Source organism: Wenjunlia tyrosinilytica, from assembly GCF_014646055.1.
Taxonomy (GTDB): domain Bacteria; phylum Actinomycetota; class Actinomycetes; order Streptomycetales; family Streptomycetaceae; genus Wenjunlia; species Wenjunlia tyrosinilytica.
In genome coordinates, this window is record NZ_BMMS01000002.1 from 104014 (window position 1) to 119939 (window position 15926).

Here is a 15926-nt window from a genome sequence, read left to right on the forward strand (position 1 = left end):
CGTGAAGGGCGGTGGCGTCGGCCGCCTCCCCTTGGGGGCGGCCCGCCCCGCGGCCTCGCGGACGGCCTCGCGCTCTCGCTCGGCCGACCGCTCGGCTCGCCCGGGGTCAGCCGACCGCGCCCTCCATCTGCAGCTCGATCAACCGGTTGAGCTCCAGCGCGTACTCCATCGGCAGCTCGCGGGCGATGGGCTCGACGAAGCCGCGGACGATCATCGCCATGGCCTCGTTCTCCTCCAGGCCGCGGCTCATGAGGTAGAAGAGCTGGTCCTCACTGACCTTGGAGACCGTGGCCTCGTGGCCCATGGACACATCGTCCTCGCGGACGTCCACATAGGGGTACGTGTCGGAGCGGGAGATCGTGTCCACGAGCAGCGCGTCGCACAGCACATTGGACTTCGCGCCCTGGGCGCCCTCGCCGATCTCGATCAAGCCGCGGTACGAGGTGCGGCCGCCGCCTCGCGCCACCGACTTGGAGACGATGCTGGAGGAGGTGTTGGGCGCCATGTGCACCATCTTGGCGCCGGCGTCCTGGTGCTGGCCCTCGCCCGCGAAGGCGATGGACAGGGTCTCGCCCTTGGCGTGCTCGCCCATGAGGTACACGGCCGGGTACTTCATGGTCACCTTGGAGCCGATGTTGCCGTCGACCCACTCCATGGTCGCGCCCTCGTAGGCGACGGCGCGCTTGGTGACCAGGTTGTAGACGTTGTTCGACCAGTTCTGGATGGTCGTGTAGCGGCAGCGGGCGCCCTTCTTGACGATGATCTCGACGACCGCGGAGTGCAGCGAGTCCGACTTGTAGATCGGCGCGGTACAGCCCTCGACGTAGTGGACGTAGGCGTCCTCGTCGACGATGATCAGCGTCCGCTCGAACTGGCCCATGTTCTCGGTGTTGATCCGGAAGTAGGCCTGGAGCGGGATCTCCACGTGCACGCCCTTCGGCACGTAGATGAAGGAGCCACCGGACCACACGGCCGTGTTCAGCGCGGCGAACTTGTTGTCACCCGCCGGGATGACGGTGCCGAAGTACTCCTGGAACAGCTCCGGGTGCTCCTTGAGCGCCGTGTCGGTGTCCAGGAAGATGACGCCCTGCTCCTCCAGGTCCTCGCGGATCTGGTGGTAGACGACCTCCGACTCGTACTGGGCGGCGACACCGGCGACGAGGCGCTGCTTCTCCGCCTCCGGGATGCCCAGCTTGTCGTAGGTGTTCTTGATGTCCTCGGGCAGCTCGTCCCAGGAAGCGGCCTGCTTCTCGGTGGAGCGCACGAAGTACTTGATGTTGTCGAAGTCGATCCCGGACAGGTCCGAGCCCCAGGTCGGCATGGGCTTCTTGCCGAACAGCCGCAGGCCCTTCAGACGCATCTTGAGCATCCAGTCCGGCTCGGACTTCTTGGCCGAGATGTCCCGGACGACCTCGTCGGACAGGCCCCGCTTGGCAGCGGCTCCCGCCACGTCGGAGTCGGCCCAGCCGTACTCGTATGTGCCCAGACCCTCGAGCTCCGGGTGAGCGGTCGTGGTCATGCGGGGTTCCTCCCGGCCTCAACTGCGGATGCGACGTTCTCAGGACTTGCGTTCGGCGAAGCGTTCTTCGGCGAAGCGTTCTTCTGCAAAGCGGTACTGCGGTCTTCCGGCTCTTCAACGGGGTCTTCCGGCGGCGCGCCGCCGCTCCGCGCGGGCGGCCGTTGAGCGGCCGGGGGCGCCGGCGTCGGCACGAACGTCGTGCACACTCCGTCGCCGTGGGCGATGGTGGCCAGACGCTGCACATGGGTGCCGAGCAGGCGGGAGAAGACCTCGGTCTCCGCCTCGCACAGCTGCGGGAACTGCTCGGCCACGTGCTGCACCGGGCAGTGGTGCTGGCAGAGCTGCTCTCCCAGCGGCCGGGCGGCGCGTCCGGCCACGGCCGGTGCGGGCGCGCTACGAGCGGTAGCAGCGTACCCGTCCGCGGTCAATGCCTCGGCGAGTGCCCTCGCCCGCTCATGGGGCTCGGCGGCCTCGACGTCCTCGCGGTAGCGCTCGGCCTGCGCGGCGAAACGGGCTCGGGCGAACTCCGCCACCGCGGCCTCGCCCGCCTCGCCTCCGCCCGCGCTCCGTGCGATCCAGCGCATGGCGTCCGCCGCGAGCTGGTCGTACGCCTGGTAGAAGGCGTCACGACCGGAGTCGGTGAGCGCGAACACCTTCGCGGGACGGCCCCGTCCGCGGCTGCCGTACACCCGCTGCTCGCGCGGCTCGGCGATGCCTTCGGCCACGAGCGCGTCGAGGTGGCGGCGGACGGCCGCGGGGGTCAGCTCCAGCCGTTCGGCCAGGTCCGCCGCGGTGGACGGGCCGTGGTCGAGGATGGAACGGGCCACCTTGTTACGGGTGCCGTGCTGGGTCTCGCCGCCGTCGGCGGCGGGGGCCATGTGCGCGGGCACGGCCGGCGCGGTGTGGGCAGGCACGGCCGACGGGGCGGCAGCCAGGGCCGCCTTCCGCTCCGAAGCCTTGCTCACGTTTTTCACAACACCATTGTTGCTTAATTCCCGCGCGAGGGACAACCCGACGCGGATCACCGGCCCGGTGTCCTGCGTCACTTAGGGGAACCTAACCCCTCTCCCGTGCTGACCTGCGCAAACGCCCGGAGGTTGCCGACCGGTAACCCAGTGGGTCTGAACGGGGCGTGGGCTTCGTAGACTTCGCTCCATGCAGAGACAGCCCGCGGTCGAGGTCGTCGGACTGGTCAAGCGGTACGGCGCGAAGACCGCGGTGGACCGGCTGGACCTGACCGTCGGTGAGGGGACCGTCACCGCCGTCCTCGGCCCCAACGGAGCCGGGAAGACCACCACGGTCGAGACCTGCGAGGGCTACCGCAGACCCGACGGCGGGAGCGTGAGGATCCTGGGCCTGGACCCCGTGGCGGACAACGCGGCCCTGCGGCCGAGGATCGGCGTCATGCTCCAGTCCGGGGGGGTCTACCCCGGCGCGCGGGCCGAGGAGATGCTGCGGCACACCGCGAGGCTCCACGCCCAGCCCGTCGACGTGGACCTCCTCATCGAGCGGCTCGGCCTCGAATCGTGCGGCCGCACCACCTACCGGCGGCTGTCCGGCGGACAGCAGCAGCGCCTCGCGCTCGCCATGGCCGTCGTCGGGCGGCCGGAGCTGCTCTTCCTGGACGAGCCGACCGCGGGCCTGGACCCGCAGGCCCGGCACGCCACCTGGGACCTGGTGCGGGAGCTGCGCTCGGACGGGGCGACCATCGTGCTGACCACCCACTTCATGGACGAGGCCGAGGAGCTGGCGGACGACGTCTCGGTCATCGACCGCGGCCGGGTGATCGCCCGGGGGACCCCCGAGGAGCTGTGCCGCGGCGGTGCGGAGAACACGCTGCGGTTCAGCGGACGCCCCGGCCTGGACCTGGCGTCCCTGCTGAAGGCCCTGCCGGCCGACACCGCCGCCGCCGAGATCACCCCCGGCAGCTACCGCATCGAGGGCAAGGTCAATCCGCAGCTGCTGGCGACCGTCACCTCGTGGTGCGCCCAGCACGGCGTGATGCCGGACCGGCTGGCGGTCGAGCGCCGCACCCTCGAGGACGTCTTCCTCGAACTGACCGGACGGGAGCTTCGCGGATGAGAGCGACGGGCACTTTCGCGCCCCGCCCGGGGGCGGCCCCGCTGCCCCGGATGATCCGGGCGCAGACGGCGCTGGAGACCCGGATGCTGCTGCGCAACGGCGAGCAGCTCCTGCTGACGATCGTCATCCCGTCGATGCTCCTGGTGCTCTTCAGCGCCGTGGCCATCGTGGACACCGGCGGCGGGGAGCGGGTGGACTTCCTCGCTCCCGGACTGCTGGCCCTCGCCGTGATGTCCACGGCGTTCACCGGGCAGGCCATCGCCACCGGGTTCGAGCGGCGGTACGGGGTGCTCAAGCGGCTGGGTGCGAGCCCGCTGCCCCGCTGGGCCCTGATGACGGCCAAGACCGGCTCGGTGCTTGTGACCGAGGCGCTGCAGGTGGCGCTGCTGACGGTGATCGCGCTGGCGCTCGGCTGGTCGCCGCACGGCAACCCCTTGGCCGTCCTGCTGCTGATCGTGCTGGGCACGGCAGCGTTCTCGGGCCTGGGGCTGCTGATGGCGGGGACCCTGCGGGCGGAGGCCACCCTGGCCGCCGCGAACCTCGTCTTCGTCCTCCTCCTGCTGGCCGGCGGCGTGATCGTTCCGCTGGACAGGTTCCCCGAGGGGGTGCGGTCGTTCCTGGAGCTGCTGCCGATCTCCGCCCTGTCCGACGGATTGCGCGAGGTGCTCCAGCACGGGGCCGGGATGCCCTGGGGCGATGTGGGAGTGCTGGCGCTGTGGTCGGTGGTGGGGCTGGCGGCGGCAGCCCGCTTCTTCCGCTGGGAGTAGGGTTCCGCCGGGAGTAGGGGCAGGGCGCTTGGGAGCAGGGACGGGGCGCTTGGGAGCAGGGACGGGGGCGCCCCTGCCCGGCCGCCCGGGGCGGACCGGCCCGGGCGGGTCTCACGGCGCGGACGCCTGCCGGGACCCACGTGAAGGCATTCACAAACGGCCGCCTACGATGGGTCCGTGCTGAACTCGCTCAACCCCTTCGCCGCCATCGCCCGCCGCCGGCAGCCCTCCGCCGCCTTCGTCGAGCGGGCCGCGCTCGCGACCGTCGTGATGAGCGTCGTCATCGTCGTGACCGGGGGGGCCGTACGGCTGACGGAGTCCGGGCTCGGCTGCCCCACCTGGCCGACCTGCACCGCCGAGTCGCTCACCCCGACCGGCCAGATGGGCATCCACGGCGCCATCGAGTTCGGCAACCGCATGCTCACCTATGTCCTGTGCGCGGCCGTCGGTCTGGCGATCGTGGCCGCCCGCGCCCGCTCACCCTGGCGAAGGGACCTCACCCGGCTCGGCTGGGCGCAGTTCTGGATCGTCATGAGCAACGCGGTCGTCGGCGGCGTCACCGTGCTGACCGGCCTCAACCCCTACATCGTGGGGTCGCACTTCCTGATCAGCTCGGCCCTGATCACGGTCGCCGTGCTCATGTGGAAGCGGGCGGGCGAGGGCTCGGGGCCCGCAAGGCCCCTGGTCGCCAAGCCGGTCGGGCAGCTCACCTGGGGCCTGGTCGCCGCCACGGGAGCGCTGATCGTCGTCGGCACGGTCGTGACGGGCGCCGGGCCGCACGCGGGCGACGCCAAGAAGGTCCACCGCATCCCGCTCGACTGGGAGCGGGTGACCCAGCTCCATGTGGACCTGGTCTTCCTCGTCCTCGGTGTGTCCCTCGCGCTCCTCTTCGTGCTCCGGGCGACCGGCGCTCCGGCGGCCGCCCGCGCCCGCTGCCGTGATCTGCTGGTCGTCCTGCTCGCCCAGGGCGTGGTCGGGTTCGTCCAGTACTTCACCCACCTGCCCGAGCTCGTCGTCGGTGCCCACATGCTCGGCTCGGGCCTGGTGTGGATCGCGGTGCTGCGCCTGGCGCTGGCGCTGCGCGAGCGCCCGGTCGAGGAGCCCGGGGCAGCGGACATCCCGGGCCCGGTCAAGGACGAGCCCCGCCTCTCGGCGGTCTGAGGCCGACGGTCCGAGGCCGACAGGTCCGAGGTCGACGGGTCCGAGGCCGACGGGTCCGAGGCCGACGGGTCCGAGGCCGACGGGTCCGAAGTCGGCCGGGTCCGAGGCCGACGGGTCCGAAGTCGGCCGGGTCCGAGGTCGGCCGGTCAGGCGCGTACCGGCGCCTGGATGCCCGCCATGCGCTTCCACTCGTAGGGGCCGGTGCGCACCTTCGCGGCGAGTTCGCCGTCGAACTGCTCGTGCACCGTGAGCTCGGCCAGCTCCGCCGCGCGCCGGGCGATGTCGTGGCTCGGGGCCACCAGGTCGCCCCAGCCCCCGTCGGCGCCGACGAGCACGATCCTCGTACCCGCCTCACCGATGTACTCGAGTGTGCCGTCGGCGCTGCCGCCGCGGGACTTGGCGAAGGCGCGGATCCGTTTGGCGAGCCGGGCCGCCCGACGCTCGGCGCGCTTGTCGGCGCCGTCCCGGGGGCCCTCGGTGATGGTGTCGTCAGCCATGCCCCGATGCTACGCGCAGGTAGAGGAGCCCGCGGAAGCGGCTGCCGCTTCAGGCAGCCGGCACGGGAAGTCAGTGCAGGAAGGTCAGCGCAGGAACGTCAGCGCAGGAAGGGGTCCACCGCGACGGCCACGAACAGCAGCGTCAGGTAGGTGATCGACCAGTGGAACAGCCGCATCTCCTGGAGCTTCGCCCCGACCACTCCCGCCTTGGCGCGGCTCCGCAGGCCGTGCGCCTCCTTCAGCCACAGCACACCGAGCGCGGCCGCGACCACGGGGTAGACGAGCGAGGTGTGCGCCAGGGGCCACAGGGCCAGCGAGACCGCGACCATCACCCAGCTGTAGAGGACGATCTGGCGGGCCACCTCCGCGTTGGAGGCCACGACCGGCAGCATCGGCACATTCGCCTTGACGTAGTCGTCCTTGACCTTCATCGACAGCGGCCAGTAGTGCGGCGGCGTCCAGAAGAAGACCACGAGGAAGAGGACGAGGGCCGCCCACGACAGCGAGTTCGTGACGGCGGCCCAGCCGATGAGGACCGGCATGCAGCCCGCGATCCCGCCCCACACGATGTTCTGCGAGGTTCGGCGTTTGAGGCCGAGGGTGTAGACGAAGACGTAGAAAAGGATGGCGGCCACGGACAGCACCGCGGACAGCGGGTTCACCAGGACGGCGAACCACACGGTCGAGACGACAGCGAGGGTGATACCGAAGACGAGGCCTTCACGGGGAGTGACCATTCCCGTGACGATCGGACGCTGCTCCGTGCGGTGCATCAGCCGGTCGATATCGCGGTCGATGTACATGTTCAGGGCGTTGGCACCACCCGCCGACAGGTATCCGCCGAAGACCGTGGCCAGCACCAGCCACAGGTCCGGCACACCGTCCGCGGCGAGGAACATGACCGGCACCGTCGACATGAGCAGGAGCTCGATGACGCGCGGCTTCGTGAGCGCCACGAATGCCTTGACCCGAGCGCCGAACGGACGGTGCCCGCGGCTCGTTCCGATGACCCCTGCGGGTCGGGACTCGACGGCCGTCACGAAAACCCCTGAAGAGATAAGACATGCAAGCCCCAGGGGTACAGCAGATGTACGACCAGGGAGGTCCTTGCGCTTACCACGCCACTCTAGACGCATCGCAACTACCGTCTTGCGCCGGGGGTCGCCCGTGTTCCGCCGCCCCGCCGGCGCTCCGTCCCCGCTGGGAATCGGCTCGAGTACGGAACGGTTGGCCGGAAGGCCGAAAAGCCGAGCCCCCCATCGGCGGTAGGCTCGACAGCGCCGGTTTGCACGCCGTTTCTCGGCGTTCGACATCGAGAGGAGCCCTGACTCAGGGTGAGCACCAAGTCGACCAACACAGCCTTGGACTGGACCGATCTGGACAAGCGGGCTGTGGACACAGCTCGAGTCCTCGCCATGGACGCCGTGCAGAAGGTCGGCAACGGCCACCCCGGCACGGCCATGAGCCTGGCACCCGCCGCCTACCTTCTGTTCCAGAAGCTGATGCGGCACGACCCCACGAACCCGGACTGGGCGGGCCGTGACCGCTTTGTCCTCTCCCCCGGGCACACCAGCCTGACGCTCTACACCGAGCTCTTCCTGTCGGGCTACGGCCTGGAGCTGGACGACCTGAAGGCGTTCCGCAAGTGGGGCAGCCGCACTCCGGGCCACCCCGAGCACGGCCACACCATCGGGGTCGAGACCACCACGGGCCCGCTCGGCCAGGGCATCGCCAACGCCGTGGGCATGGCCATGGCCGCGCGGTACGAGCGCGGGCTGTTCGACCCGGACGCACCCGAGGGCGAGTCCCCCTTCGACCACACCATCTGGGCCATCGTCTCCGACGGCGACATCGAGGAAGGCGTCTCGGCGGAGGCCGGCTCCCTGGCCGGCCACCAGAAGCTGGGCAACCTCGTCGCCCTGTACGACGACAACCACATCTCGATCGAGGGCGACACCGCCACCGCTCTGAGCGAGGACGTGCTGGCGCGCTACGAGGCCTACGGATGGCACGTGCAGCGCATCGAGCAGGCCGAGAACGGCGACTTCGACATCGAGGCGCTGCACAAGGCGCTCCTCGCCGCGAAGGCCGAGACGGGCCGTCCGTCCATCATCGGCGCCCGCACGATCATCGCCTGGCCGGCCCCGAACGCCCAGAACACCGAGGCGGCGCACGGCTCCGCCCTCGGCGAGGACGAGGTCAGGGCCACCAAGGAGGTCCTGGGCTTCGACCCGGACCAGCACTTCCAGGTGGAGGAAGAGGTCCTCGCCCACACCCGCGAGGCCCTCGACCGGGGCCGCGCGATGCGCGCCGAGTGGGACAAGGCGTTCCAGACCTGGCGCGCCGCCGACCCCGACCGGGCCGCCGAGTACGACCGCATCGCGGCCGGCAAGCTCCCCGAGGGTTGGGACAAGTCGATCCCGAGCTTCCCGGCGGGCAAGGACGTGGCGACCCGCAAGGCCTCCGGCGAGGTGCTCAAGGCCCTCGGCGCGATCGTCCCCGAGCTGTGGGGCGGCTCCGCGGACCTGGCCGGTTCGAACAACACGACCATCGACTCGAGCTCGTCCTTCCTCCCCCCGGACAACCCGCTGCCCGGCGCGAGCCCGTACGGCCGCACCATCCACTGGGGCATCCGCGAGCACGCCATGGGCTCGACCATGAACGGCATCGCCCTGCACGGGAACACCCGTGTCTACGGCGGCACATTCCTGGTCTTCTCGGACTACATGCGCCCCGCGGTCCGGCTGGCGTCGCTGATGCGGCTGCCCGTCACCTACGTGTGGACGCACGACTCCATCGGCCTCGGCGAGGACGGCCCGACCCACCAGCCGGTCGAGCACCTCGCCGCGCTGCGCGCCATCCCGGGCCTGAACGTCGTCCGTCCCGCCGACGCCAACGAGACCGCGGTCGCCTGGCGCACGATCATGGAGCGCCACTCCGTCCCCGGCACCGGCCCGCACGGCCTCGCCCTGACCCGGCAGAACGTGCCGACGTGGGCGCGGACCGAGGACGGCCCGGCCACCGGCGAGGAGTTCAGCTCCGCCGAGGGCACGGCCAAGGGCGCCTACGTCCTGGCCGACGCCTCCAACGGCGCCCCGGAGGTCATCCTCATCGGCACCGGCTCCGAGGTGCAGATCGCGGTCGCCGCCCGCGAGGTCCTCGAGGCCGACGGCATCCCCACCCGTGTGGTCTCTCTCCCCTGCCTCGAGTGGTTCAAGGAGCAGGACAAGGCCTACCAGGACAGCGTCCTTCTGCCGCGGGTCAAGGCACGTGTCTCGGTCGAGGCGGGCATCGCCCAGGGCTGGCGCGAACTCGTCGGCGACGCCGGCCGCATCGTCGGCCTGGAGCACTTCGGCGCCTCCGCCGACTACCAGGTCCTCTACGAGAAGTTCGGCCTCACGAAGGAGGCCGTCGTCGCGGCGGCACGCGACTCCATCGCTGCCGCATCCGCCTGACGGCGCCCAAGCAACGTATCGAGGAGATGCAATAGACATGGCAGACGCACTCAAGCGCCTCAGCGACGAAGGCGTGGCGATCTGGCTGGACGACCTGAGCCGCAAGCGGATCACGTCCGGCAACCTCGCCGAGCTGATCGACCAGAGCCACGTCGTGGGCGTGACCACGAACCCGTCGATCTTCCAGAAGGCGATCGGCGGCGGCGACGGCTACGACGGTCAGCTGCGTGACCTGGCGGTGCGCGGTCTCACGGTCGAGGAGGCGGTGCGCATGATCACCACCTCCGACGTCCGCGACGCGGCCGACATCCTGCGGCCGGTCTTCGACGCCACCGGGCAACACGACGGCCGGGTCTCCATCGAGGTGGACCCGCGCCTGGCGCACCGCACCGACGCCACCGTGGCCGAGGCCAAGCAGCTGTGGTGGCTGGTCGACCGCCCGAACCTGTTCATCAAGATCCCGGCCACACTGGGCGGCCTGCCCGCGATCACCGAGGTGATCGGCCGGGGCATCAGCGTCAATGTCACGCTGATCTTCTCCCTGGACCGGTACCGCCAGGTCATGGACGCCTACTTGGCGGGCCTGGAGAAGGCCAGGGCCGCCGGCATCGACCTGTCCACGATCGAGTCGGTCGCCTCGTTCTTCGTCTCCCGCGTGGACACCGAGGTCGACAAGCGCCTGGAGAAGATCGACACCCCCGAGGCCAAGGCGCTGCGCGGCAAGGCCGCCGTCGCCAACGCCCGCCTGGCCTACCAGGCGTTCGAGGAGGTGTTCGGCTCGGTGGACGGCTCGACTCCCCCGTCCGAGCGCTGGGCGGCCCTGGAGCGGGCGGGCGCGCACAAGCAGCGTCCGCTGTGGGCCTCGACCGGTGTGAAGGACCCGGCGTACAAGGACACGATGTACGTCGAGGAGCTGGTCGCTGCGGGCACCGTGAACACGATGCCCGAGTCCACGCTCGACGCCGTCGCCGACCACGGCGAGATCCGCGGCGACTCCGTCCGCGCCACCTATGAGCAGGCCAGGGCCGATCTGGACGCGCTCGAGGGGATCGGTGTCTCCTACGACGACGTCGTCGAGGTCCTCGAGGACGAGGGCGTCGAGAAGTTCGAGACGTCGTGGAACGAACTGCTGGAATCGGTGGACAAGGCCCTCAAGGACAACGCCCCGAAGGAGTCCTGACGCGATGGCGGACTTTGCAGGCCTCGAAGCCCGGGACGGCGGCGTATCCGTCTCGGTGCGGAAGTTCGTGGGCACCGCCCTGGTGGAGGTGCTCAAGCAGCTGCAGTCGGACTCCGTCGCCTCCCGGCTGAGCGGATCGGACGCCACCTTGTGGGGCCCGGCCGCCGAGTCCGAGGCTTCCATCCGCCTTGGCTGGGTGGATCTGCCCACCTCCTCCCGTGCCCTTCTCCCGCAGCTCGCCGAGCTGCGGGAGGAGGTGGCCCGGGCGGGTCTCGACCATGTGGTCCTCGCCGGGATGGGCGGCTCCTCCCTCGCCCCCGAGGTCATCACCCGCACCTACGGCGTCCCGCTGACGGTGCTCGACACCACCGACCCGCACCAGATCCGCCGGGCCGTCGCGGACCGGCTGGACCGCACGGTCGTCGTGGTCTCCTCCAAGTCCGGCGGCACCATCGAGACCGACAGCCACCGGCGCGCCTACGAGCAGGCGTTCCGTGACATGGGCCTGTCGGACGAGGAACTCGCCCAGCGGATCGTGGTCGTCACCGACCCGGGCTCCCCGCTGGAGCACACCGCCCGCGAGGCGGGCTACCGCGTGGTGCTGGCCGACCCCAACGTGGGCGGCCGCTACTCGGCGCTGACCGCCTTCGGCCTCGTTCCGAGCGCGCTGGCGGGCGTGGACGTGGCGAAGCTGCTGGACGAGGCCGCGGCCCTGTCCCCCGAGCTCGCCAGGAACGAGGCCACCAACCCGGGCCTCCTGCTGGGCGCGGCGCTCGGCACCGGAGCGGTGACCGGCCGTGACAAGGCCGTCATCGCCACGGCCACGGACGCCGGCGGACACGGCATCGTCGGCTTCGGCGACTGGGCCGAGCAGCTCATCGCCGAGTCCACCGGCAAGGAGGCCAAGGGCATCCTGCCGGTCGTCGTCGAGGGCACCGGCGCTCCCGGCTACGCCGACATCGGCGAGGACGGGCAGCGGGTCGTCCTGGGCTCCGACGAGTCCGCCGACATCGCTGTCGGCGGGCCGCTGGGCGCGCAGCTCCTGCTGTGGGAGTTCGCGACCGCGGTGGCGGGCCGGATCATCGGCATCGACCCGTTCGACCAGCCCAACGTCCAGGAGTCCAAGGACAACACGGCCGCCCTGCTGGAGAAGGCGGGCGACGGCCCCCTCCCCGAGGGCGAGCCGGCCTTCACCGACGGCGCCGTGCAGGTCTTCGGCGACTCGGCGGTGCTGGGCGGGGCGACCACGCTGGCAGGCGCCCTCGACGCGCTGTTCGGCGCGGTTCCCGAGCGCGGCTACCTCGCCGTGATGGCCTACCTGGACCGGGTGGGCGAGGCGTCCGCGGAGAAGCTGCGCCCCGCGGCGGCGGTGAAGGCCGGCAGGCAGGTGACCTTCGGCTGGGCTCCGCGCTTCCTGCACTCCACCGGGCAGTTCCACAAGGGCGGTCCGCCGGTCGGCGCATTCCTCCAGATCACCGGGGCGACGGCGCAGGACCTGGACGTGCCGGGCAGGCCCTACACCTTCGGGCGCCTCCAGCTCGCCCAGGCGCTCGGCGACCTCGGCGCCCTCACCTCGCGGGGCCGTCCGGCGCTGCGCCTGCATCTCACCGACCGTGCGGCAGGGCTGCGGCAGCTGCATTCCGCGCTAGGAGAGTGAAGCGGTGACGACGAACACCAATCCACTGCGGGCACCACAGGACCGGCGGCTCCCACGCATCGCGGGCCCCTCGGGTCTGGTCATCTTCGGCGTCACGGGCGACCTGTCGCGCAAGAAGCTGATGCCGGCCGTCTACGACCTGGCCAACCGCGGCCTGCTGCCGCCGGGCTTCTCGCTCGTCGGCTTCGCCCGCCGCGACTGGGAGAACGAGGACTTCGCCCAGGTCGTCCACGACGCCGTCAAGGAGCACTCGCGGACCCCGTTCCGCGAGGAGGTGTGGGCGCAGCTCGCCGAGGGCTTCCGGTTCGTGCCCGGCGAGTTCAACGACGACGACGCGTTCGAGAAGCTGCGCAGCACCATCGACGAGCTGGACAAGGCACGCGGCACGGGCGGCAACTTCGCCTTCTACCTGTCCGTTCCGCCGAAGTTCTTCCCCAAGGTCGTCGAGCAGCTCAAGAAGCACCACCTGTCCGAGGGGCGCAACGGATCCTGGCGCCGCGCCGTCATCGAGAAGCCGTTCGGCCACGACCTGGCCAGCGCCCAGGAGCTCAACCGGACCGTCCACGAGGTCTTCCCGCCCAACGAGGTCTTCCGGATCGACCACTACCTGGGCAAGGAGACGGTCCAGAACATCCTGGCGCTGCGCTTCGCCAACACGATGTTCGAGCCCCTGTGGAACCGCTCCTACGTCGACCACGTGCAGATCACCATGGCCGAGGACATCGGCATCGGCGGCCGTGCGGGGTACTACGACGGCATCGGCGCCGCCCGTGACGTCATCCAGAACCACCTCCTCCAGCTGCTCGCCCTCACGGCGATGGAGGAGCCGGCCTCGTTCGAGGCCGCCGCCCTGGTCCGGGAGAAGATCAAGGTGCTGGGCGCGGTCAAGCTCCCCGCGGACCTGAGCAAGCACACGGTGCCCGGGCAGTACGTCCGCGGCTGGCAGGGCGGACAGGAGGTGGCCGGGTATCTGGAGGAGGAGGGCATCCCCCCGGACTCGCGCACCGACACCTACGCCGCGATAAAGCTGCAGATCGACAACCGGCGCTGGGCGGGTGTGCCGTTCTACCTGCGCACCGGCAAGCGGCTGGGGCGGCGGGTCACCGAGGTAGCGGTGGTCTTCCAGCGCGCGCCGCACCTGCCGTTCGACAGCACCGCCACCGAGGAGCTGGGGCAGAACGCCCTGGTGATCCGGATCCAGCCGGACGAGGGCATCACCGTCCGCTTCGGTTCGAAGGTGCCGGGCACGGCCATGGAGGTCCGGGACGTGTCGATGGACTTCGCCTACGGCGAGTCCTTCACCGAGTCCAGCCCCGAGGCGTACGAGCGGCTCCTGCTGGACGTGCTGCTCGGCGACGCGAACCTCTTCCCGCGCCACCAGGAGGTCGAGCTGTCCTGGACGATCCTCGACCCGATCGAGGAGCACTGGGCCAAGCACGGCCGGCCCCAGCCCTACACGTCGGGCACCTGGGGTCCGGCCGCGGCCGACGAGATGCTCGCACGAGACGGACGGAGCTGGCGCCGGCCATGAACATCGATCTGACCCACACCACCTCGAGCCAGATCAACAACGCGCTGGTCAAGGCCCGTCGTGCGATCGGCTCCCCGGCCGTCGGCATGGTGCTCACGCTGGTGATCGTGACCGACGAGGGCAACCACTACGACGCCCTGAAGGCGGCCAACGAGGCGTCCAGGGAGCACCCCTCCCGGATACTGGCGGTCATCAAGCGCCATGGACGCTCCCCCAGGGCGCGCGCCGAGGCCCGCCTCGACGCGGAGGTGAGGATCGGCGAGGAGAGCGGGGCCGGTGAGATCGTGCTGCTGCGGCTGCACGGCGAGCTGGCCAACCACGCCGAGTCGGTCGTCCTGCCGCTCCTGCTCCCGGACGCGCCCGTCGTCGTCTGGTGGCCGGAGGACGCTCCCGAGCGTCCCGCCGAGGACCCGCTGGGCGCGCTCGCCCAGCGCCGGGTGACCGACGCCGCGGCCACCGAGAACCCCATGGCGGCACTGATCGGCCGCGGGGAGAGCTACACCCCGGGTGACACCGATCTGGCCTGGACGAGGATCACCCCGTGGCGCAGCATGCTGGCCGCGGCCCTCGACCAGAAGCACTCCAAGGTCACCGGCGCCGTGGTCGAGGGCGAGGCCTACAACCCCAGCTCGGAGCTGCTGGCCCTGTGGCTGGCGGACCGGCTGAAGGTCGAGGTCGAGCTGGTGGTCTCGCAGGGGCCGGGCCTGACCGGTGTGCGGCTGCGCACCGCCGACGGCGACATCTGCCTGGACCGGGCCGACGGCGCGCTGGCCGAGCTGGCCATGCCGGGGCAACCGGACCGGCATGTGGCGCTCAAGCGCCGCGGGACCTCGGAGCTGATCGCCGAGGAGCTGCGGCGGCTGGACCCGGACGAGGTATACGCGTCCACGGTGAGGTACGGGCTGGGCAGGCTGCCGGAGACGAACGGCTCGAGCGGCCATGTGATCCAGCCGCAGCGCACGACGAGGAAGGCCGCCGCGACGCGGTCCTCGGCACCGGCCTCCACAGCACCGGCCTCCACGGCATCGTCCGAGACGGCATCCGAGGCCGCGGAGCCGGCGGACGGCACCGCGGCGGAAAGCGCGGAGCCGACCGCCAAGCCGTCGAGGGCGTCTGACAAGCCGTCGGCCCAGGAGTCCGCCAAGCCGGCCGCTTCCCGCCGCAGGACGACGAAGTGACGGCGCCTCAGGTGGTCGTGCACCGCGACAAGGACCTGATGGCGAAGGCGGCCGCGGCCCGGCTGATCACCAAGGTCGTGGACGCCCAGGCCGCCACCGGTTCGGCTTCGGTGGTGCTCACGGGAGGGCGCAACGGCAACGCACTGCTGGCCGCCATCGCCGAATCGCCCGCCCGGGACGCGATCGACTGGTCGCGCCTTGACCTGTGGTGGGGCGACGAGCGGTTCCTGCCCGAGGGCGACCCCGAGCGGAACCACACCCAGGCCCGTGCGGCGCTTTTGGACTCGGTACCGCTGGACCCGGCGCGGGTGCGTCCCATGCCGGCGTCCGACGGGCCCGAGGGCAACGACCCGGAGGCGGCCGCCGAGGCCTACTCCGAGGAGCTCGCGAAGGCGACGCGCCCCGGCGACCACGGCGGGGTGCCCTCGTTCGACGTCCTCCTCCTCGGCGTCGGCCCGGACACGCATGTGGCCTCGCTCTTCCCCGAGCACCCCGCGGTGCGCGAGGTCGAGCGCACGGTCGTGGCGGTGCGCGGGGCCCCCAAGCCCCCGCCCACCCGTATCTCGCTGACCTTCCCGGCGATCCGGTCGGCGCGCGAGGTGTGGCTGCTGGCCGCGGGCGAGGACAAGGCGGACGCCGTGGCGATCGCCCTGGGCGGCGCCGGGGAGATCCAGGCACCGGCCGCGGGCGCGCGGGGAACCAGTCGCACCCTGTGGCTGCTCGACCGCTCCGCCGCGGCGAACCTTCCGCCGCAGCTGTACCCGCCGGCCTCCGCCTAGCGCCCGGCGCTCAGGCGCTGCCTCCGGCCAGGGCCGGGCAGGACCAGCCGGGAAGAACCGGGAAGAACGAAGAACTGGGAAGAACACGGAACGGGGTCCGGGTGGGCCTTCCTCGCGGAA

13 protein-coding genes are annotated in these 15926 nt (G+C 71.2%); 9 read left to right on the top strand and 4 right to left on the bottom strand.

What is annotated here, in order from left to right; all coding sequences use genetic code 11:
• Nucleotides 1–106: 106 nt before the first annotated feature.
• The gene (gene sufB, locus IEY86_RS02750; RefSeq protein ID WP_189129846.1) at nucleotides 107–1519 is read right to left on the bottom strand and encodes a Fe-S cluster assembly protein SufB; all 1413 of its coding nucleotides are present in this window, start codon (nucleotides 1517–1519) and stop codon (nucleotides 107–109) included.
• Complete coding sequence (locus IEY86_RS02755) at nucleotides 1516–2397, bottom strand: helix-turn-helix transcriptional regulator (protein WP_189130048.1); 882 nt, start codon at nucleotides 2395–2397, stop codon at nucleotides 1516–1518. Before IEY86_RS02755 ends, sufB begins: the two co-directional genes overlap by 4 nt.
• Nucleotides 2398–2674: 277 nt before the next feature.
• Between IEY86_RS02755 and IEY86_RS02760 the strand changes: the two genes are divergently transcribed.
• The 3 genes from IEY86_RS02760 to IEY86_RS02770 all read left to right on the top strand — a co-directional run bounded on the left by IEY86_RS02760 (nucleotide 2675) and on the right by IEY86_RS02770 (nucleotide 5529).
• Nucleotides 2675–3601, top strand: coding sequence for an ABC transporter ATP-binding protein (locus IEY86_RS02760; protein ID WP_189129847.1), 927 nt, complete (start codon nucleotides 2675–2677; stop codon nucleotides 3599–3601).
• Nucleotides 3598–4368: an ABC transporter permease gene (locus IEY86_RS02765; RefSeq protein ID WP_189129848.1), complete on the top strand. Its 771-nt coding sequence runs from the start codon at nucleotides 3598–3600 to the stop codon at nucleotides 4366–4368. The genes IEY86_RS02760 and IEY86_RS02765 overlap by 4 nt, the downstream gene beginning before the upstream one ends.
• A gap of 177 nt (nucleotides 4369–4545) precedes the next feature.
• Nucleotides 4546–5529 (top strand): COX15/CtaA family protein, encoded by a 984-nt coding sequence (locus tag IEY86_RS02770; RefSeq protein ID WP_189129849.1) that lies wholly within the window; start codon nucleotides 4546–4548, stop codon nucleotides 5527–5529.
• A gap of 146 nt (nucleotides 5530–5675) precedes the next feature.
• On the opposite strand, the gene IEY86_RS02775 is transcribed toward IEY86_RS02770, so the two are convergent.
• Entirely contained in the window at nucleotides 5676–6026 is a 351-nt protein-coding gene (locus IEY86_RS02775; RefSeq protein WP_189129850.1) for a hypothetical protein, read from the bottom strand.
• A gap of 98 nt (nucleotides 6027–6124) precedes the next feature.
• Entirely contained in the window at nucleotides 6125–7066 is a 942-nt protein-coding gene (locus IEY86_RS02780) for a heme o synthase (RefSeq protein ID WP_229698106.1), read from the bottom strand.
• A gap of 294 nt (nucleotides 7067–7360) precedes the next feature.
• Between IEY86_RS02780 and tkt the strand changes: the two genes are divergently transcribed.
• The 6 genes from tkt to pgl are packed head-to-tail and all read left to right on the top strand — an operon-like array spanning nucleotide 7361 to nucleotide 15806.
• Nucleotides 7361–9481 (top strand): transketolase, encoded by a 2121-nt coding sequence (gene tkt, locus IEY86_RS02785; RefSeq protein ID WP_189129852.1) that lies wholly within the window; start codon nucleotides 7361–7363, stop codon nucleotides 9479–9481.
• Between the two features lie 37 nt (nucleotides 9482–9518).
• Nucleotides 9519–10661, top strand: a complete 1143-nt coding sequence (gene tal / locus IEY86_RS02790) for a transaldolase (RefSeq protein ID WP_189129853.1) — start codon at nucleotides 9519–9521, stop codon at nucleotides 10659–10661.
• 4 nt (nucleotides 10662–10665) lie between these two features.
• The gene (locus IEY86_RS02795; RefSeq protein WP_189129854.1) at nucleotides 10666–12318 is read left to right on the top strand and encodes a phosphoglucose isomerase-related protein; all 1653 of its coding nucleotides are present in this window, start codon (nucleotides 10666–10668) and stop codon (nucleotides 12316–12318) included.
• A gap of 4 nt (nucleotides 12319–12322) precedes the next feature.
• Nucleotides 12323–13849, top strand: a complete 1527-nt coding sequence (gene zwf, locus IEY86_RS02800) for a glucose-6-phosphate dehydrogenase (RefSeq protein WP_189129855.1) — start codon at nucleotides 12323–12325, stop codon at nucleotides 13847–13849.
• Nucleotides 13846–15027, top strand: a complete 1182-nt coding sequence (gene opcA, locus IEY86_RS02805) for a glucose-6-phosphate dehydrogenase assembly protein OpcA (protein ID WP_189129856.1) — start codon at nucleotides 13846–13848, stop codon at nucleotides 15025–15027. Before zwf ends, opcA begins: the two co-directional genes overlap by 4 nt.
• A complete protein-coding gene (pgl, locus tag IEY86_RS02810) occupies nucleotides 15024–15806 on the top strand; it encodes a 6-phosphogluconolactonase (RefSeq protein WP_189129857.1) in 783 nt (260 codons plus the stop codon). The genes opcA and pgl overlap by 4 nt, the downstream gene beginning before the upstream one ends.
• Nucleotides 15807–15926: the final 120 nt, after the last annotated feature.